We start from the raw sequence: 18,630 nt of genomic DNA, 5'->3' as shown, positions 1-18,630 counted from the left end.
AGCATGCTAGGTGAGGGGGCCGAGCGGCAGTAAGCAGTACGTGAAGGGCCATCGATAGGTGCGCCTTCTCGACGTATTGAATATGTGACAACCCGCGGATTCAAAACCGGACTAAGCCCTTGGTAGGTTGGCAAAGACACCCAACATCGAAAGGTTCCCATGCCGAGCACTCCCCCGATCAACCTGCGCCCATTCCTCGAGACAGACACGGAATTCTTCGCGGTCATGGCCACCGACAAACGGGTGACCCGCTTCATCGGCGACGGCAAATCCTGGGATGAACAAACCATCCAAGAACGCGTTCGCGCAGCTCTTCAACAAGACCCGTTCGACGCCGTTGGGTCCTCCCGTTGGTTTCTGGCCACCGAGGCAAACGAACCTGTCGGCATTATCGTTTCAACCCGCAAGGAAGATGGCATAGAGATCGGGTACTGGGTCTCACCTATTCATTGGGGACGTGGCGTCGCCGGAGTCATGGTCGATGGCGCACTAGCCACGATTCCCCAGGCCTATGGAACTAAGAAACTCATCGCCCGCGTGGATCCGGCCAATACTGCATCGGCAAAGCTGCTCATCCGACGCGGCTTCATACTAGAAACCAATCATGAAGGGCTCGATCACAACGCCCTGGTGTAGCACCTAGCACCGGCAGACCGTCCGCATAGCGGCACTTCCCGTTCCGCAAAGGGATCTACTTGCAGAACCTTAGAGAGTCGAGAAATCGTCAATCGAGCCATGGGAATCCCCCGGAGTATGTGGCAGCACGCGTAGAAACCGTTTCAAAGTCGTGGAGCAGTGGGACGATGGGCAAGTTTTCGGGCCTTACTGATATCTCAGCTAATACGGGAACCGGTTCCGTGCTGATCATCTGGCATTCAGTAATCAGTCCCAGAACAGGATCGCTGTAGCTGGGCATTCTTGTAAAAAATCTTCGCGGAAGCGCATAGACCACCCCCGCGTTGAAAGGTGGCTGACCACCTTCGGTAGAAGCGTATGAAAGAAAGATCCGCCGCTCCGACCACTCCCCGACCGTTGCTCCAGGATAGAAACACGCATTCAAGAAACTTCGACACGTAGAAGCACGGATCGCATATGCGATGGCCCAGGTGGGGTCTTCGGTGGCATAGACAGCAGTGGTTTTGGAAAAATCGTCAAAGCTGAAATCGAGCGGCGCTCTAGGCTCAATCAACGATAAACCTGGTGTCCGTGAACCATGCAACACGATTTCGTCCGTTGTGACAAGTTTGGCCAAGCGGGTCCAGATCTTGTCACCAGTCATTGGAGCGGCGACGTGCCACGTAGAGGTAACCACATTTCAAAGGCTAGCAGTGCTTTAGCCGTCTCGTTAGAAATAACTGTGTGCACTATGCTATCGACCCTGCCGTTGATTCGTCGTTTCACGATCAGGAATAGATCGTTCCTAAATGAGCATAATTCTGCTTCCGCTAGCACCCTCGAACCATTTCTCCTCCTTTGTGAGTCACAACCGAGTCGTTGCTTTACGGACGCACCAGCGTCCGTCTGTAACGGACGTTTTTCCTAAAAGTTCCACTGCGGTAACTGTGTACACAAGCGCCATAATGGATTCATGAACTCGATTACCTCAACCGTTACGATTCGAGAGCTTCGCGAGGGTCTGGGCGATGCTGTGGGCCGCGCCAGCTACGGACGCGAACGCGTACAGATCACCAAGAATGGTAAGCCAACAGCCGTGCTCATTGGACCCGAGGATTTTGAACTGCTGGAGCAATTAGAAATGCTCCGCGACGGCGCCGAGTATCGTGCGGCCAAGTCGGTGGATGACGGCGAACGTATCAGCCTGATCGAACTGCGTGCTGAGCTAGACGCGTGAGTTCTTACCGCGTTGAATTTACAAGCGCGGCGGCCACGGAACTTAAAAAGCTTGACCCAAGTATCCGATGACGCATACTGTCCGGCATTGCTGAGCTTGAACGGGACCCCTGCCCGGCCTGGTGCAAGAAATTGGCCAGTGAACCTAGTTCCTGGCGGATACGCATCGGCGACTACATGATCCTCTACGACATCATTGATAACACGCTCGTGGTTACCGTGGTCCGAGTGGCACACCGCCGCGAGGTCTACAAATAGCCGTCCACCTAGCCTGATGAACACATTGGTGTCCTCAACTTCGGCAATCCTCAACACATACTTTCAAATAAACCTCGCCAGCAGGGTGGTCGCCTCCCTAATCTAGGGGTCCTCAGTTTTGGTGTTCTCCACATCGCAGACGGCAGCAGAAGGCTGTGGGCACTCGTTGAGAGAAAAAGATGTTACATATCGCCGCCGAATAAATACCCCTTAGATGACCAACATCGGGACAAGTCAAAATTCTTATCCAAACGATCCAATTGCGGAACGAAGCGAGTGTTTCGGCGGCAATAAAATTCTCTTCCCGTTCGTAGACGAAGACGCCGCCACCGAGGATCAGGACCTTCGATTGGAGAATGGTCAAAATATTCGTCAAATCATCTGGGCACTGAAATACTGAGCGCATGCCGGAACTTCACGCAAATGCCCTTTCTTCCATCACTGCACGGTGGAACAAGATTGAGGAGACGGTGGAACTCGTCGTGGACGGCACCCCGGTTCCAGCAATCGTCAATATGAAACACAATGTAGGAATATCACCCTTCGCGCATCGCTTTCTCGAATCCGAAGTCAACAAGTGGCTGGCAGGATACCGAGATCCAGAGCGTCGAGGAGCAACCAAGGAGCTGGCACCTGGCGAGCTAGAGCTTACGGTATGCCCCTACGATGCGGACATCCTGTGCGGAACCTTCGCCGTGTGGCTGGCTCGCACCGACGACCGTGTTATCTGGCATGGACCTCATTGGGCCGGGGACAACATCGCAGCGGAAATCATGGGCCGCAAGGACGTAGCGACGCCAGAGGGAGACGACGATCCCCTGAATTGGTTCCCTGCCAAGCTGGAATTCAACGCTGCCGAATATAACGCAGCCATGGATTCGGTGCAGCACCTCATCGAAGTCCACCTGTGGCCCGTTTCCCCTTCAAAACCACCATCAAAGATTACCCGCATGCTGATCCAGCTAAGTGATAAACGGGACCACGGATAGGGCCGTCTGCAAACCCGCACGAACCCAGACGGATGATCCCGTTTGTTGTTTCCCTTGCGGATTCGCAATCGTCGCACGTGCGAATTCGGACTCAGGGCAGCGTCTTCGGAATCAATTCGGCCAGGCCCAGAGGTGCGGTGTGGGCCAGTGGGGTTGGAGCAGGTGGCAGTGTTATTCAACGGGCGTCCACGTAATACGCTCGGCTTGATGACTCCAGCCGAGCGTATTACGTGAATTATTATCGGCAGCGTAGACCGTTTGGTGTTGCAACGCCCCCTAGAATTCACCCTTCTCAGTGGGCTATTTCGCCCGGGTGAAGAACTCCGTAGCAATCGCATGGAGATCGACAAACTGCTCTCCCGGTAGCTCCATTGGCGTACTCCTCGTTGTCTTCAAAGTGGAGGGGTCTATGCGGTGGATATCTCCGACATAGTCTCTGTCTCCACTTCGTGCAGCGAACGAGAAGTCCCGGACGTACAGGTCGAGCCGCCCATCGGGCGCCGCTTCCAGCCGTTCGGCCTTCGCGTCTTCTCCATTTCCGAATTCGCGCTCAGCGGTGATCTTGGTACCGTCAGCGGAGAGCAATGCGACCCGATGCTCGGCCAACACGTAGATCCGATCCCCGATGTTCTCAACCCGGATCCCTGAGTCTTTGAATTCTGTGATGAGGGTCTTCTCCCAGGTCTTCGGGTTGATCCGCACCAATTTGTTCCAGGCGAATTCCGGATAGTCAGCGTCGTTGAACGAATCGGACTCGAGACAGTAGATCATCTCACGGGACATCGCACACGATTGGATTCCGCCAGTGCCTACCCAGTCGTGCTGATCGAGCACCTTCATGTTCTTCAGGTCTACGACGATGACTCGCGATCCTGCGTCTTTCGGATCTGGCGGTACGATTTCACCGGCCAAATACAGCTCATTGCCTTGAACGATTGCGCTTTGCATGTACCCATGCAGCTTGAGACTGCGAAGAGTCTTGCCCGTGCGGTCATGAACAACGAGGGGATTCGAATATCCCTGCTCCGCCTGGCCAACATTGATGAGTGAAGCGATCTCATCGGTACCCAACCATGCTGCTGCCGTGACTCCGGTTCCCTCGGGGTAATCCAGGTACCCGGTGTCCACCGAGCCATCGTCATTCACGAAGACCAGATCCGCAGACCGAGCACCGAGCAGTCCCACCGTAGACTTTGAGTCGATGCGGGTCAACAGGTTGGTCGCCTTGAGCTTCGCTGTGGCAACGAGGGCCCCATCGTCTTCCACGGTGCTTGCGTTGCCATGATTACTATCCATATCGGTGTAATACACGGAGTATGCACCTGATCCTGGCTTGATATCGTCCTGGAACGTCGGCTTGCTAGTTCCAAGCATCGAACACCCGGATGCAGCAAGAACAAGGCCCGCAAGTGAGATGACTGTGAGCGCTTTTCTCACCGATGCTTGACCAGGCAGGTGTTCGAGGAATTCACGATATCCGCCGGCGTGATCGCCGCGTTCGGGAACCAGCCCTTTTCGATGTCGATTCCTTGCTTGAGCCATGCCTTCCAGATTAGCCGACTGCAGTCGAACTTAAGGACTGTCAATTTTTAGCACGCGTTCCTGAGGGGTTGAGGATCTAATTCCATTCGGGGTCCCCGCGGAGGGTGGGTTCCACCAGGGCCAGCAGTGCCGGAATCAGCTCAGGGCCGGTGACCGCGGCAGGCTTGCGTCCGCCACCGGCCCGGCGGTTCCTGCCCAATGGCGGCGCTCCTGACTCCAGTTCGGCCACTCCTTGCTGGATGAGAGAACGTGAAGTCCTCGAGGCCTTGGCTACCGCAGCAATCCCGCCATATCCCAGGGAACGGGCTTCGGCTGCCAACACAAACCGTTGGGAACGTTCATCCAGATGCGGCAGCACCGTATCGAACTTCGCCCGCAACAATTCTTCCTGTTCCACATCAAAAGCCCTACACCGTGGTCTCACCTAAAACACTAGAAAACGTGTTTATTTATTGACGCACCCTAAGAGGCACCAATAATCCCAAGATCAAAATGCATCGCTTTTCTAAGACTGCTGCACCACCCCCAATATCGAAGACTGTCACGGGTGACCGATCGTCTATGCAGACACCGGCCCATCGTTTCCGAGCCCAACATATATGGACTTCCTTTGAAGATCATCCAGTAGGAGCGTCACTAGTCAGGTGTCATCTGAGCTTGAAGGTTTCCGGTAGGCTCGGTCACCATGTCGACGGGACGAGAATATCGGAAACTCTGGGCCGGAAATGCGGCCGCCAACTTCGGCGACGGCATCAGTTTCATCGCCATACCGCTTTTGGCTACGCAACTAACCACCAGCCCATTGCTCATCGCTGGCCTGCCCATGGTCTACTCAGCTGTCAGGTTTCTGGTGGTTCTGCCCGTCGGTGCCTTCGTTGACCGGTTGGACCGCAAAACCATTTTGTGGGTCTCCAATCTGAGCCGCGGCATCCTGTTGCTCGCTCTGGCCGCGCTGGTCGCCACCGGGACGGGGTCAATCCTCGCGCTGTACGTCGTCTTTACAATGATTGGGCTATTGGAAACGGCAGCCGACAACGCGGCACTATCCATCCTGCCGTCGCTCGTGGGCACCAAAGACCTGGACAGGGCCAATAGCCAGATCACGGCAACTCAGCTTGTCGCAGACGAATTCGTCGGTCCCCCGCTTGGCGGACTGATGTTTGCAGTCGCCATTTCCTTGCCCATCGCAGTCACCGGCGGCGCCTACGCCGCAGCAGCCTTGTTTTTTCTGGGAATGGCTGGCAGCTTTCGCCCCCAGCGACTCAGCACCCACGCGCCTTCGGTGCGCCGTGAGGTAGCCGAAGGCGCCGCTTGGTTGGCCCGGCACCGTTTGTTGCGCTCATTGGCCATCATTACCGGGTTGGCCAGTGTCGCGTACATGATGCCATTTTCAATTCTCGTCCTCTTCGCCGAGGACATCCTGGGGCTGGGAGCTGCTGGCTACGGGATTCTTCTGTCGGTCTCAGCTCTTGGCGGACTTGTGGGATCGGCGATGGCGGCTCCGCTGCGGCGCAAGATTGGGTACGCCGCAACCACGACGGGAAGCTTAGTCCTAGGTTCACTTAGCTTGTTTGCACTCTTCTTGACCGATAATTCTTGGTTGGCGGGATTGTTCTTGGCCGTATATATCCTGCACGCTGTCATCTTCAGTATCTGCGTCAGTTCGCTGCGCCAACGTCTTGTCCCGGATGACCTGCGCGGTCGGGTCAATGCCGTGTCCAAGCTGTTCTCTCTGGCTGGTCTCACCATTGGGGCCGGGCTCGGCGGCTTGTTCGCGACAGTCGGTGGCCTTGCCGCCCCATTCCTAGCAGGGGCGGTGGTCGTCCTCCTCTGTGCACTCATCGCGTGGCCAAGCTTGCGGAAATGGGAGAACACCCACCCCGCATTCTCATGACCCAAGGCCTTTCCTTGGCCCCCATTTACAGATGATGTCTGGGCTGAGCTCCCCCAACGCCTCGTGCCCTTCTGCGGGCTAGAGACAGCATGGACCAACGGCTTGAGACAATTTCCCATCTGTCACGCTCGCATACCAAGCAGGTCGCATCAATCTCTCTGCAACGGGATTCCAGAAATCGGGGATGCTCCAATGGTGCGCAGGAGCAACCCGACTCCCTCATCAATGAACCGCTGGCTATCCATCTGCGGATGACCCGGCAGGTAATAGGCAGCCGCGTCGATGAGCGAACGGATCGAGTGTGCCACGTAGTCGGCATCGAACTGCTCGAAGCTGCCATCCTGTTGGCCAGCTATAAGCATGCTCCGCAGCGGCGCGATGGCTCCGTCCAACTCGACGACTCCGGTCTTTTGCACGATCCTTTGCGTCGCGACAACGTGCTCAAGGTTTTCAACGATGAACCGCAAGTTCGACTCGAAGTAGGCCTCAATCTTGCTTCGTGGAGTATCAGCTGCGGCAACAATGCGTTCCGACATGTACACCCCACCAGCTTCAAACAAGGAGTTCATCACGCTCTCATATAGCTCTTCCTTATTCGCAAAATGATAAAGGGCCGTTCCCTTACTCGTTCCAGCTTCCGCCGCAATCCGTGCAAGTGAAGCAGCTTCAATGCCGTCACGGAAGATCAATCTGATCGTGGCCTCAATCAAATCTTCTCGACGGGCTTTTCGGGTGCGAGTTACAGGGTTGGACATGTAAAGAGCATACCGGAGCTGACCATTAAGTCTAGACTTTGACCACATGGTCAAAGTATCGTTTGTTGCGTGGGATTCTCACGGAGTCCGCGATACCTAATTCAGACAGCTGGCAAAGGACAACGGTCATGGCGATCCTCGAGGTGGATCATCTCGTCAAGCACTACGGCGAGCGCGCAGCAATTGACGGGATAACTTTTACCGTCGAGCAAGGCGAGATTTTCGGTGTGCTTGGGCCCAATGGTGCCGGCAAGACCACCCTCGTTGAATGCATCGAAGGACTACGCGCTCCCGATAGTGGCTCGATCAGTGTCTGCGGGCTCGATCCACGGCGAGATGAAGCTAAATTGCGCCAGCTGCTCGGCGCGCAGTTGCAGGAGAGTCAGCTTCCCGACAAGCTCACGGTCGGCGAAGCAATGCGCCTATACAGCTCGTTTTATCGCGCCCCGGTGGATTGGCATGAACTACTTGGAATGTTGAGCCTCACCGCACAGATCAACACGCGATACCACCGGCTCTCGGGAGGCCAGAAGCAGCGTCTGGCGATCGCCCTCGCGTTGCTTGGTGATCCACGGGTAGCAATACTCGACGAGCTAACGACCGGGCTTGATCCCCAAGCGCGGCGTGACTCATGGGCACTGATTGAGGCGCTGCGCGACCGCGGCGTGACAATCCTTTTAGTCACACACTTCATGGAGGAAGCCGAGCGGCTGTGCGATCGGATCGCGGTGCTCGATGCGGGGCGTATCGTCGCGCTCGATTCCCCCAGTGGCCTCGTCAACGGCGTCAAGCACACGCAGCAACTTCGTCTCCGCCCATCCGCACCACTGGACCCGGCCCTGCTGATGCTGCTGCCGGAGGTGCTTTCGGCAAAGCAGTCCGGGGAAGAACTCGTGGTGAGAGGAAAGGGGAACTTGCTTCTTGCGGTCAGCAGCTTGCTTGCACGTGAACAGCTCGCCGTCGAAGGCCTGCAGATTGAACGAGCCTCACTCGAGGATGCGTTCGTCGCACTCACCGGTCATCGCCTCGCCACGAGAGAGCAGAACTAATGTCCGCGCTGCTTCGACTCACCATTTCGGAGGCTCGACTCTTCTCCCGCGAACCGTTGGAATGGGGCTTCGCGCTCGTTGCACCACCACTGCTACTTGTAATCCTCGGCGTGATCCCCTCATTCCGAGTGCACCAAGAACACCTGGGTGGGCTGAGGATTATCGACCTGTATGCACCGATCCTCGTTGCACTCGCGATCACTGTGCTGGCGTTACTCACGCTGCCGCAACGGTTCGCTACTTACCGCGATAAGAAGATCTTGCGGCGCATGCGCATCACCCCCAGCCAGACCAGTGCTCTTGCTCTCCGCGCAATTGATAGTATGCCTGTTTGCCTCCTTCATCAGCATGGTCACAATCCTTGCTATCGGGTATTTGGCCTTCGCGGTGCGCCTCCCGCAAAACCTTCTCGCATACATTGTCTCGTTTGGCTTGGCGGCGTTGACGATGCTCTGCCTGGGGCTTCTGGTAGCCTCGCTGGCTCCAAGCGGGCCGGCTGCCGGAGCACTTGGGACGGTATTGTTCTTCCCTTTACTTTTCCTCGCGGGCTTGTGGATTCCCCGGGCTTCGATGCCCGATGGACTCTTGGTAATCAGCGACTTCTCTCCCCTGGGCGCGGCCACGCAGACATTGCAGGATGCCACGGCAGGCAGCTGGCCGCAGCTGCTGCATGCCGCAGTACTCATCGGCTGGTGCATCGTATGCGGGACGCTTGCCGCACGATGCTTTCGATGGGAATAGCAATGACCTCGAACTTCCAGACGCACCCTGGTCTGGCCGGAGCACTACCGTACCGGCTCACGGAGCGCACACCACACGTTACGAAAGCAGCACGATGAGAACTTACAAGAGATTTGTAACTGCGACACTCGCTGTCTTGGTGGCCTGCTTAGTATTCGCCCTGCCAGTATCGGCCGGGGCCGGGGCAGCAGAACAGAACGTGGGCATTGATCATTTCGTTGAGCAATACCTTGAAACCCACCACCTTCCCGGGGCGAGCATCGCTCTGGTACGCGACGGCGAGGTGCTACACGAAGCCGGGTATGGCCAAACCGCCACCGGAGCACCTCTCACAGAATCCAGCCTGATGCGGATCGAGTCGACATCTAAACCCTTCACTGCCTTCGCCGTCCTGCAACTTGTCAAGGACCACCACCTTGACCTGGATGATCCGGTCATCGAGCATTTACCCGAGTTCAATCTGGGCGGTGCGGGTGCCGATAAGATCACCGTTCGCCAGTTACTGAGCCATACCTCTGGAGTAGCGACTCCGACGATCATCCCGCCCGCCAATACTCTCGCCGAGGGCGTGGCACGCACCCACTCGTGGTCACTGGCATCCGAGCCCGGCTCAAGTTACCGATACAGCAATGCGAACTACTGGATCGCGGCCCGAATGGTAGAGGTCGTCACGGGGCAGCCATTTAACGACTACCTAGCCGAGCACATCTTTACTCCGGCAGGCATGGCGGACACGCTTAACCTGACCACCACCACTACCCCGGTTCGAGGCCTAGAACTGGGCCATGTGCTCTCCTACGGTCTGGCATTTCCCGTGCCAGAGGTGACTGCAATGATCAGCGGGGCCGGCGGTATGGTCAGTACCGCCCACGACATGGCGCTGTGGGTTGCGGTTCAACAGCGCAACGGACAGGCTGCGGGCGGTCAACAACTTTTGTCGGCGGAGCTGGTCGAAGAGTCCCATCGCATCCAACCGCATGCCAAGGGATCAGGACTGGGCTGGATGCGCAGCAGCCAGGAGAATGAACCGCTAATCCAGCACAGTGGGGTGGGCACCGCCTACAACGCTCAGGTGATGCTTGATCCCGCCGCCGGCTACGGCGTAGTAGTGCTCCTAAACAGCTTCACCCCGACGCTGGAGCATGCCTATGAGATCTCTTCGGGGATCTTGGATCTCTCCGGCGGAGCTAACCCTCAGATCGGTGTGCCGGCGGCGATCTGGATCGACCTCGGGCTCGCCGGCCTCACCCTGCTCGCGCTTGTGGGAGGTGTTCGTGGCCTGTACCGCGCACGCCCATGGGCTCAGCGCCGACGCCATTGGGGTGGCTGGCGCTTCGGACTTCGGCTCGTGCCTCAGCTGTTCGCGCCCGCTGGCACAGCGTTCTTGTTTCTTGTCCTCACCTCGCTTCAGGGCAATTCGTTCACGCCATCCAACGTGTTCTGGCTTTATCCCGCATTCATGGTGCTCCTGCTGGTGCTCTCTATCGCAGGCATTGCCACTACCGGTGCGCGATTGAGGCACAGACTACGCACATACACTGCAGCTGCGCAGAAGGCTGCGCCGACACCTTGACCCCCGGAACGAGCATCAGCAACGTCGAATCTCTGGCGGTAGATAGAGAACGAAGCGTCCAATACCCACGTAAGTTCCCAGGCATTATTCCGTGACTGGGCTTTGAAAGGAAAGGAAAGCAAAAATGACTATCGGAGTAGTTACACCCAAAGGAAACGTCGGAGCGCACGTACTGCGGCTGCTTGTCCAGGCCGGAGAACAACCTCGCGCCCTTATACGCGACCCGCGCACCCTCAATGCAGAGATTGCCGAGCACGTCGAAATCGCCGTCTTGGACACCTGGAACAAGGAATCGGTCATCGCGGCTACTCGGGGGCTGAGTTCGGTGTACTGGGTCAGTCCAACAGCGATCGACCGCGATCCGCTCGAGGCACACGCGCTTGCTGCCGGAAATATTTGTGCCGCCATCAAGGAGAACGGGATCGCTCGAGTAGTGTTCCAGTCCAGTGGCGGCGCAGAAAAACGCCACGGTGTCGGGGAAATCGATGGGCTGGCGGCCACTGAAGTCGCTCTGGATGCCAGTGGCGCCGCGGTCACTCACCTGCGGTGCGGCTATTTCTTCAGCAACCTGCTGATGGACCTGCCCGCCATTGCCGACGGCGTGCTCGCTACCTCGATGGATCTTGACCGGTCTCTGCCATGGGTAGCACCAGCTGACATTGCTGCGGTAGCGGTGGCTCGTCTGCTCTCACCGGCGTGGACCGGCCGAAACGTTCAAGCCGTGCACGGTCCCGAGGATCTTAGCTTCCGACAGATCGCACACCGGTTGAGTAAAGTTCTGGGGCATCCCGTTCAGGCTCGGCAGCTCACCGACGACGATGTGCGGGCACAACTGACTGGATTCGGCCTGCCGACCAACCAAGTCGAGGCGATTGTGATGATGACTGCCGGGATCAGAGATGATTACAACCCCGAGAACCCTCGATCGTATGTGACAACGACCCCCACTCGCCTGATCGACTGGGCGGCTTCGAACTTCCCTGGTCGGGCCCCCTCATCGTCAAATTACTAAAAAGGGCTCTGCCCTACGTTGCTGTAACAGACCTTTTCTTGCAGGTAGCTCGGAGCATAAACTGCAACAGTCGAGAATTACCTGTTTAAAGGAATGAAATTTGCCGCACCCTGAAACCTCCTCAGCCTGGAAAAAGTTCTGGGAACGCGGCGGCTGGTGGAAGGGCGTCGTCCTAGCTGCCGTCTACTTTGTCCTTTAGCAAATCATTAGCCTCGGTGCCGGATTCCTTTCGCCCCATTCTTGGATGATCCAACGAGCGGTAGTTACATTCTTCTGTTCTACGCGCTGCCGATCGGCTTAGCTGGCTTGCTCCTGGTGCTATTCGCACTCTCACTGGGCTGGCTCAAGGAACTCTTTGCTCACCAGCCCATCCGCGGCAGCCGTTGGATGTGGATAGCCGTTGCCCTGGTACTAGTGTTCAATATGGCACGCTTTGCCACCACAAACTACGCATCCGCCGGCCTTGGATACGTTGCCAGCTGGCTGCTCGCAGGCCCGTGCGTGGGCTTCGCTGAGGAGGTCTTGACGCGAGGCTTCGTGGTGAACCTTATGCGCAAGGCCGGGCACAAGGAAAGAGCCGTGGCCCTGGTATCGGCCGGAGTTTTTGCCGCAATGCATACCGGTAATCTGCTGTCCGGCCAAGCATTGTTCGCCACGGCCCTTCAGGTCGTGTACACCTTTGCCTTTGGAATTTGCATGTATCTGACGCTGCGTGTGACGGGCAATCTTATGTGGCCGGTGCTACTACATGCCACCACGGACCCGAGCATCTTTCTCCAGGCGGGATACCCGACAGAAGGACTCTTCGCCCAGCTTGCCAGCATGGGAAACATTCCGGTCATCTTCTTCGGGTTTCTCGCAATCTTCTTCATCCGTGGAGAGCTCGAATCACAGGAATTTCCGGCCACAGATGAGTTGTCTCGAGGCTAGGAACAATCGGCCACTAGTGGGCCCACCTTGATCCGGGACACCAACCAAGCCATCCAATTTTGGTGATTGAGTGCCGTGCAGCCGAAGAAGCCTGCACCACAGCAAAAGGGTCAGCTGAGAATCCCCGCGGTTGATGCCCATTACCAAAAACTCAAATACCCACAGAAGATTCCCGAATCGGAACGGGTGAAATTATCCGTTCGGCACTATGTTGCCACGGCTCTGCTCCAGGAAAAAGGACTCGGGCAGATACACCGAGATGCAACGAATCGTGCCGGTAGAGTTCCCCATAGCGCGACTTGGTCGCAATTGGACTTACGAGCCCGGGGAAAAAACTATGAAAACACCTCATCACGCCATCGGCGAAGCCGGACAGCTACCTCACGGGGCTGGCGCCCACACACACATTCCAAGGTCCAAATCCGGTGTAGTAGCAGTGTTGGTAGCGGTGGCCATGGTGTTGGTCGGGTGCGCCGAACAGCCCCCTGCCGGAAGTTCAGATCCGGCCCTTGTGGAAACAACCAGTGTTCTGCCTCCGTCATCGACTCTCGAACCTCGACCCACCGGAACAGCTACGGTTGCCCAGCCCTCAACTTCCATCAAGCCTGGGCTGCAGCTCATGGAAGATGAACAGTTCTGGGACATCACAGGCCGCTCTCTGGAAGCATCGGCCGGAAGCATCGAGCGCCAAGCCACCGAGCTGGAGGATATCCTTGGGGCTCTGCCTCCTGCGCAGGTCGCTTCCTTCAACGCAAGGTTCGTCTCCAAGACCAATGAACTTTACTCGTGGGAATTATGGGGCGCGGCCTACGTACTCAACGGAGGATGCTCCGATGACTGCTTCGATTACTTCCGCAACTGGGTGGTCGGCCAGGGCCGCGATTACTTCAAGGCCGTGCAACTGGATCCACAGGTATTGAACGATGGACGTTTAAGCTTTGCCTTTGAGAGCGATGACGCGGAATTGCTATCCTACGCCGGTGCGGACGCGTACAGGCGAGCCAGCGGTGGCCGGGATCTGTATGAGGACTACCCGCAGAGCCCGTCGACCACTACGGGTAGTGAACCAGCGGGGACGGCATGGGACGAGGACGAGGTTCAGGATCTCTATCCGGAGATCACGCCCCTTCCCTGATCGATGAACATAGGGTGCAGGTTGTCGCGCGATCCAGCAAACGCTACAGGGAAGATGCTGAGCCGGCAGCGATCTGCCTCAAGGCTCGAATATGGCCATCAAAGACGGCTCTTCCTTCGTCTGTGAGTTGGAGCCAGGTCATTCGTCTCGCGTCCGTCCGTGTTGCAGAAGCAATCTTTTTTGAGCTCACAAAGCCCGCCGTGGCGAGCACTTTGAGGTGCTTCGATAGGGCGGCGTCGCTGATGCCGATGGTGTCTCGGAGCACGGCAAAGTCGAGTTCATCAACGGCGCGCAGCAGGCCGCAGATTCGCAGTCGTATCGGCTCATGAACAAGATCGTTGAAAGAGCCTTCAGGCGACATGACTTACGCGTCCTCGCATGGAAGATGCCACTAGCCGGGCAAGGCTCGTTGCAGCCAGGAAGCCAACGATCACGGGGGCCATGATCCACCAGCGGAACCCGCTGGCAGCAAGTCCCAACGAGACGCTGTACAAGAACAAAGTGGCCACAATGGCCACAGCGAACAGTGCCCCTTCACGGAATCGGAATCCGAGTAGCTTAACCCCGGTCACCCGCTGATATCCAAGCACGATGAAGATGCTCAGCGTGACGAGGGAGGTCAGCACGAACCCTCGGTTGAACGATTCTGCCCAGGCCGGGGACGAAATGAAGATTGCGGCTATTGCACCCAAACCGGGCGCGAACCACTTCGGTTCTCGTAAACGCTTAGCTAGGTCCGCACGGTCGGCGTTGAGACTACCTAGGAGAAGGGCAGCATCGTTCCGCGGGCCAGGATGCTCGGCAGGCAAGTTATTTTCCATAGAGGCAAGTCTATAAGTTACTTTCCCCATAGGCAAGTGAAGTGTCTGGGGCGAATTAGGTCGGGTTAGCTCAATTGACATTGAGCGCCAAGACGACTGCCGTATTTTCATCCGAAAGCATTGTCCAGCAGGGCGTTCCTTTGCGGAAGTTCTCGGAACCGGAAACCGAAATCGCGTTGCGCTCAGCTAACGGCGAGCGCGGGCAGACCGAATTGCTGGCATTTAGTTCGGTCGAATGGCGATTCCGAATAGGGGGCGATCTCTGGGACCCGCGTACCCTTGACGCTTTCCGCAGAAATCAGCTTGTCGTCGACAGTGAATCACTGAGGCCAGACCCCATCGCGTGGCTAGTTAGCCAAATTCACAAGACGGCGTTCAGAAAGGGTTCGTTTGCGGAGACGGTAGCCATCGAACACTCGCCGTCGAAGCCCAAGGTTTCAATGGTGCTCGCAGTAGCCCTACCTGCCGACTTCAGCGATGTGCTCAGTCAGTGAGGGTACGCGCCACTCGTGCTGGTGTACCAACGACAACTAAATTCTCCGGCACTTCCTGGAGGACCACTGATGGACCACGAGATGGCCGGGCGCAGACCGCTTTTCCACCTAAGCATGCCCATATGTGGCTGGTGCGGAGTCATAGTCGCCTACCAAACTCGGCAAACCCACACGCAGTGGCACGGACAGACCCAAACGAGACAACGCCTTCGATTCGTTTGTAAGAGAAAATCTCCTTCTTCGTTCAATCGCCGACATCCAAGGTCCTTCAATCTGCTAGGGTCCGCAGCAATTAAGACGAGGCTGTCGAGTGGCCTATCTCCGGATCTTGGTGAGATGCCAGTCTGGGCCGTTTATCCGGGGTATTGGGAAATATGGTCGGCGAAGAATGCGGCTCTTGTGTTCTATTACTGGACCTCTTTGGAGAATGAACCTCGAAATCTCATGGAAGGCGTCCTGCGCAAATTCGATGGTCTCATCCAAACCTTCTGGGACAGTCCGAAAGTCGCGATACCGGTTGTCGTAATGAAGCTCCGGTGCCTCGCTTCCTAATACCAAGGTAAAGACGCCCAAGCTACCCCCTTTGAGGTCAACGCACACGCTATGGCCGTGATGATAGACGCGCCCCTCGACTCCTTCCGGTAGTTCGGGGATGATCCTCTCAACGCTGTCCTTCAGACGTGCGAGATACCGCGAAGCTTCTTCACTAATTTTCATTGTTCTCCAACGGTTGTAGCCTCGAGACAGCACGGACCTCTTTGCTCTCCCGGTAGTCATCCGCCCCTGCGAGCGCTCCAGCTCAGTGCACAGGACTTCGGGCGGCGGTCCGCTCAGCAAAGGAAACCAACAACAAATCAACAAATAACTTGCCCCCTGTAGGAGGAAGCCACTGCTGACGTAGCCAAAAGTACTACTCTTCTTGGTTCCCCACATAAAGAAGCTAGGCGTTCGGGATGCGCCGGGGCCCAGTTTCCGGCGCGGCAGACGACGGGCCTAGGCGTTAGAAGTTTGATCGGTTGCCGATTTACTGGCGGTCCAACTCCTCGTTGTTATTCCGCTTTTGCCGGAGTTTGGACCACTTACTCAAGGCGTTGGTGGCGAGTAATCCAAGGCCAACGGCTATGGTCCACCGAATCAGCATAGGTAAATCCGTGTATATGTCCAACGCGATGTTAGCGGCAAGGGCGACAACGGTGCTCAGAATGACGATCAAGTTGGTGCGCATGTCATTGAGGATGTCACTTCAACCGTGTTGGTGACAACTAGAACCCATGGATGCATCGTTTTACGACAAAGAAAGTCTCTGCACATTCACAAACCGGGCCAAAGTCCGCTTTTGACTTACGGCGCTGAATCGGGAAGATTTCCGCTAGTGCCGAGACTATTCAAGACACCACGCTAGACTGACAGCTTTGCAACCGAAATTTATGAGCACTCACATTCCCTCGTCAGCCGAAGAAAGTGCGACCACCACATGAAAAGCACAGGCACACGTCAAAGGACGTCGACTCTCCCGCTCATCATGCTGGTCGTCATTTCTTCCTTGGCCGTTGTAGGCGACGAGGCAGCCTCCATGTCCATGGTGCTGACCGCCGTGAACCAGGGACAACCCTGGATGGTTACGTGGTTCTCCCTCTCCTTGGCACTTCCCGCGATGATCTTGGCTCCCTTTGGCGGTGCCATCGTGGATCGTTACGATCCACGCAAGATTTGGGTGATCTGTTTAGCGCTCCAGAGTCTTTGCATTGGAGTAGCCGCGCTGCAAGATGACTTTTGGGCTCTTCTCGCCTTGCTGGCAGCTTCAAATGTCATCAACATTCTTTCTAGCAGCGCCTCATTTGCGTTGTTACCCAAATTGACCGGGTCCATCCGGATTGAACGAGCAAATTCGCTGATGGCCGTCGGTTCGTCTTTGGCCTACATGATCGGCCCTGCCCTCTCGGCGTGGCTCTTCAGTATTGTTGGGGTTTCGCTCATGTTCGGGGTCAATGCGGCTACCACCCTGATACTTGCAGTTACTGCCTTATTCCTGGTGTTGCGAGCCGATAGACCCGAATCTGCCGATCCCAGCTCGTGGAGTTTATGGGGTGGCGTGAGCGATGGATGGAAGGCTATTCGCTCGGCCCCGGCCGTTGCTTCCCTGATGCCATTGCTGATTCTCATCATGATTAGTGGCGCCATCGAAGCGGTGGCGGGCGTGTTCTGGCTCAGACAAATATCGGGCACCGACACCCTGTATGGTCTTGTTCTTTCGTGCTGGGCTATCGGATCGCTCATCGGTGCCTACCTTGCGGGGACCAAACGTCTAGCTCCCCGAACCATGCTTCTGATTGTCGGTGGCGGGCTATGCATGGCTCTGGCCATATTGACCGAAGGTTTAGTGTCGATAGCCATCATTATTGGTATCGCCTTTGTCATTGGTGGTCTGGGGAACGGGGCTCATAATGTGGGTGTCCGAAACCTGATCTATCAGCAAATCTCGAAAGCTCACGTTGGCAGTGCGTGGGCTTACTACCGCATGCTCACCAGTGCTGCGGTGGCCATCGGATACGTCGTTGGAACTCCACGAACACCGTCGGGAGCTCAGAGCATGGTGGTGATCGCCGGTATTTGTGCGCTGGCAGGAGTATTGATCGCCATAATTGCGCTCCGCCGCAAGGTAAGACACCTAGCTGCGCAGGCCTCTATCGCCCCAGATGAAGACCGCGAGTCAGAAACGTTGCGCATCCCATAGCTAGCATCCGAGCGACAAGCATCAATTACTTTGTGGCAAAAAGGGTAACCCAGATTTGCGCATCTTCTTCGACCTTGATTTCTACCGAATGATCATTTGTGGGTTCACCCACCGAATGCCTGGCACTACGGAACGGCTCTAGCGAGCAGGCTCCCTGGCTCCAGGCAGGTTCCGTCTGAACAACTGCGGCTTTCCATTCGCCAGCACCGGTACATGCCACGGTCCAGCCTAATTCCGTATATCCCTCGGGTAGGCTGTCGACGGGAATAGTTGAGGGCCCTGTACCGCTAATTTGCTTCAGAACTACCGCTGATGCTTCAGTTCTTTCAATAGAAGATTTCTGTTGCCCGAAAATCTCCGCATTGTCATGGGTCGATTCAGCCTGCGTTGGCTCTGGGGTCGGGACCGGTGCCATGTCCGCACCGGTACATCCCGACAAAACAAAAGTTGCCAGTATTGTGGCGAGCAGCAGGGTCATCGCGTTCTTCTTGTTCTCCATTTGCAGAGCATACCTTCACCTTGTGGAGCATACTCTCGACACATGACCATGTCACGCCGGAAATTTTATAAGTAACTTCTCGCTAGCTGAAGAGTTGACTGGCTCGGGCCCCCTAAGTGAACACAACCCCATACTGGTGGCACCGCACAGAAGCGTCGACTTCGAAAAGGATGTCTTCGCTGCGTACTCAATTGATTTTCCGTTACGGAATAAAAGAATTTCTCTAATGGAAAGTGAGAAACCGGTGAACGGCGGAATATCTGGTGTTTGTGGCTGCGGGCGCTTCGGGACATCAAGGTCAGCCATCGCTATCGTGCGATATTTTTTTGAGATTCAATTCCGGTTCGTAGGTT

General features: G+C 56.4%; 21 protein-coding genes and 1 pseudogene. 14 read left to right on the top strand and 8 right to left on the bottom strand.

Translation table 11 applies throughout. The features are described from left to right. Positions 1 to 159 precede the first annotated feature (159 nt). Positions 160 to 636, top strand: coding sequence for a GNAT family N-acetyltransferase (locus tag CQ018_RS08645; protein ID WP_105549585.1), 477 nt, complete (start codon positions 160 to 162; stop codon positions 634 to 636). A gap of 88 nt (positions 637 to 724) precedes the next feature. Here CQ018_RS08645 and CQ018_RS20300 read toward each other — a convergent pair whose 3' ends face one another. Continuing rightward, positions 725 to 1,312 (bottom strand): hypothetical protein, encoded by a 588-nt coding sequence (locus tag CQ018_RS20300; protein ID WP_146111858.1) that lies wholly within the window; start codon positions 1,310 to 1,312, stop codon positions 725 to 727. A gap of 276 nt (positions 1,313 to 1,588) precedes the next feature. On the opposite strand from CQ018_RS20300, the gene CQ018_RS08640 reads away from it, so the two are divergent. The 4 genes from CQ018_RS08640 (at position 1,589) to CQ018_RS08625 (ending at position 3,098) form a co-directional block, all read left to right on the top strand. Further along, the gene (locus CQ018_RS08640; RefSeq protein WP_105549584.1) at positions 1,589 to 1,852 is read left to right on the top strand and encodes a type II toxin-antitoxin system Phd/YefM family antitoxin; all 264 of its coding nucleotides are present in this window, start codon (positions 1,589 to 1,591) and stop codon (positions 1,850 to 1,852) included. A gap of 131 nt (positions 1,853 to 1,983) precedes the next feature. Continuing rightward, positions 1,984 to 2,109, top strand: coding sequence for a type II toxin-antitoxin system RelE/ParE family toxin (locus CQ018_RS20295; RefSeq protein WP_219844034.1), 126 nt, complete (start codon positions 1,984 to 1,986; stop codon positions 2,107 to 2,109). 214 nt (positions 2,110 to 2,323) lie between these two features. Then, positions 2,324 to 2,509 (top strand): hypothetical protein, encoded by a 186-nt coding sequence (locus tag CQ018_RS20290; RefSeq protein ID WP_105549583.1) that lies wholly within the window; start codon positions 2,324 to 2,326, stop codon positions 2,507 to 2,509. A 4-nt stretch (positions 2,510 to 2,513) separates the two neighbouring features. After that, the gene (locus CQ018_RS08625; protein ID WP_105549582.1) at positions 2,514 to 3,098 is read left to right on the top strand and encodes a hypothetical protein; all 585 of its coding nucleotides are present in this window, start codon (positions 2,514 to 2,516) and stop codon (positions 3,096 to 3,098) included. A gap of 300 nt (positions 3,099 to 3,398) precedes the next feature. Here CQ018_RS08625 and CQ018_RS08620 read toward each other — a convergent pair whose 3' ends face one another. Next, positions 3,399 to 4,640, bottom strand: coding sequence for a hypothetical protein (locus CQ018_RS08620; protein WP_105549581.1), 1,242 nt, complete (start codon positions 4,638 to 4,640; stop codon positions 3,399 to 3,401). A gap of 88 nt (positions 4,641 to 4,728) precedes the next feature. Next, positions 4,729 to 4,959: pseudogene (locus CQ018_RS08615) on the bottom strand (ISAzo13 family transposase); the annotation flags it as partial. A gap of 366 nt (positions 4,960 to 5,325) precedes the next feature. Between CQ018_RS08615 and CQ018_RS08610 the strand changes: the two are divergent. Continuing rightward, positions 5,326 to 6,534, top strand: coding sequence for an MFS transporter (locus CQ018_RS08610; RefSeq protein WP_105549579.1), 1,209 nt, complete (start codon positions 5,326 to 5,328; stop codon positions 6,532 to 6,534). Positions 6,535 to 6,683: 149 nt separating this feature from the next. Here the strand turns inward: CQ018_RS08610 and CQ018_RS08605 are convergent, their stop codons facing one another. After that, positions 6,684 to 7,289 (bottom strand): TetR/AcrR family transcriptional regulator, encoded by a 606-nt coding sequence (locus CQ018_RS08605; protein WP_181149805.1) that lies wholly within the window; start codon positions 7,287 to 7,289, stop codon positions 6,684 to 6,686. A 128-nt stretch (positions 7,290 to 7,417) separates the two neighbouring features. Here CQ018_RS08605 and CQ018_RS08600 point away from each other — a divergent pair, with 128 nt between their 5' ends. The 6 genes from CQ018_RS08600 (at position 7,418) to CQ018_RS08575 (ending at position 13,729) form a co-directional block, all read left to right on the top strand. Continuing rightward, complete coding sequence (locus CQ018_RS08600; RefSeq protein ID WP_105549577.1) at positions 7,418 to 8,338, top strand: ABC transporter ATP-binding protein; 921 nt, start codon at positions 7,418 to 7,420, stop codon at positions 8,336 to 8,338. A 171-nt stretch (positions 8,339 to 8,509) separates the two neighbouring features. Then, entirely contained in the window at positions 8,510 to 9,079 is a 570-nt protein-coding gene (locus CQ018_RS20285) for an ABC transporter permease (protein WP_258142469.1), read from the top strand. Between the two features lie 94 nt (positions 9,080 to 9,173). Further along, entirely contained in the window at positions 9,174 to 10,652 is a 1,479-nt protein-coding gene (locus CQ018_RS08590; protein ID WP_181149804.1) for a serine hydrolase, read from the top strand. A gap of 124 nt (positions 10,653 to 10,776) precedes the next feature. Continuing rightward, positions 10,777 to 11,664, top strand: a complete 888-nt coding sequence (locus CQ018_RS08585) for an NAD(P)H-binding protein (protein WP_105549575.1) — start codon at positions 10,777 to 10,779, stop codon at positions 11,662 to 11,664. A gap of 240 nt (positions 11,665 to 11,904) precedes the next feature. Continuing rightward, positions 11,905 to 12,594 (top strand): CPBP family intramembrane glutamic endopeptidase, encoded by a 690-nt coding sequence (locus tag CQ018_RS08580; protein WP_258142468.1) that lies wholly within the window; start codon positions 11,905 to 11,907, stop codon positions 12,592 to 12,594. A gap of 337 nt (positions 12,595 to 12,931) precedes the next feature. Next, complete coding sequence (locus CQ018_RS08575) at positions 12,932 to 13,729, top strand: DUF4240 domain-containing protein (RefSeq protein WP_181149803.1); 798 nt, start codon at positions 12,932 to 12,934, stop codon at positions 13,727 to 13,729. A 43-nt stretch (positions 13,730 to 13,772) separates the two neighbouring features. Here CQ018_RS08575 and CQ018_RS08570 read toward each other — a convergent pair whose 3' ends face one another. Continuing rightward, the gene (locus CQ018_RS08570) at positions 13,773 to 14,090 is read right to left on the bottom strand and encodes a transcriptional regulator (protein WP_105549573.1); all 318 of its coding nucleotides are present in this window, start codon (positions 14,088 to 14,090) and stop codon (positions 13,773 to 13,775) included. Beyond that, positions 14,080 to 14,550, bottom strand: coding sequence for a hypothetical protein (locus CQ018_RS08565; protein WP_105549572.1), 471 nt, complete (start codon positions 14,548 to 14,550; stop codon positions 14,080 to 14,082). The genes CQ018_RS08570 and CQ018_RS08565 overlap by 11 nt, the downstream gene beginning before the upstream one ends. Before the next feature lie 74 nt (positions 14,551 to 14,624). Between CQ018_RS08565 and CQ018_RS08560 the strand changes: the two genes are divergently transcribed. Next, the gene (locus CQ018_RS08560) at positions 14,625 to 15,044 is read left to right on the top strand and encodes a hypothetical protein (protein ID WP_105549571.1); all 420 of its coding nucleotides are present in this window, start codon (positions 14,625 to 14,627) and stop codon (positions 15,042 to 15,044) included. Positions 15,045 to 16,068: 1,024 nt separating this feature from the next. On the opposite strand, the gene CQ018_RS08550 is transcribed toward CQ018_RS08560, so the two are convergent. Continuing rightward, entirely contained in the window at positions 16,069 to 16,269 is a 201-nt protein-coding gene (locus CQ018_RS08550; protein ID WP_105549569.1) for a hypothetical protein, read from the bottom strand. Positions 16,270 to 16,566: 297 nt separating this feature from the next. Here CQ018_RS08550 and CQ018_RS08545 point away from each other — a divergent pair, with 297 nt between their 5' ends. Then, positions 16,567 to 17,778: an MFS transporter gene (locus tag CQ018_RS08545; protein WP_219844032.1), complete on the top strand. Its 1,212-nt coding sequence runs from the start codon at positions 16,567 to 16,569 to the stop codon at positions 17,776 to 17,778. A 25-nt stretch (positions 17,779 to 17,803) separates the two neighbouring features. Here CQ018_RS08545 and CQ018_RS08540 read toward each other — a convergent pair whose 3' ends face one another. Beyond that, a complete protein-coding gene (locus CQ018_RS08540) occupies positions 17,804 to 18,277 on the bottom strand; it encodes a hypothetical protein (protein ID WP_105549567.1) in 474 nt (157 codons plus the stop codon). Positions 18,278 to 18,630: the final 353 nt, after the last annotated feature.

It is taken from the genome of Arthrobacter sp. MYb227 (assembly GCF_002975435.1).
Lineage (GTDB): Bacteria > Actinomycetota > Actinomycetes > Actinomycetales > Micrococcaceae > Paeniglutamicibacter.
Note: the sequence above shows the minus strand (reverse complement) of the source record. Positions and strands in the feature narration are given on the sequence as shown.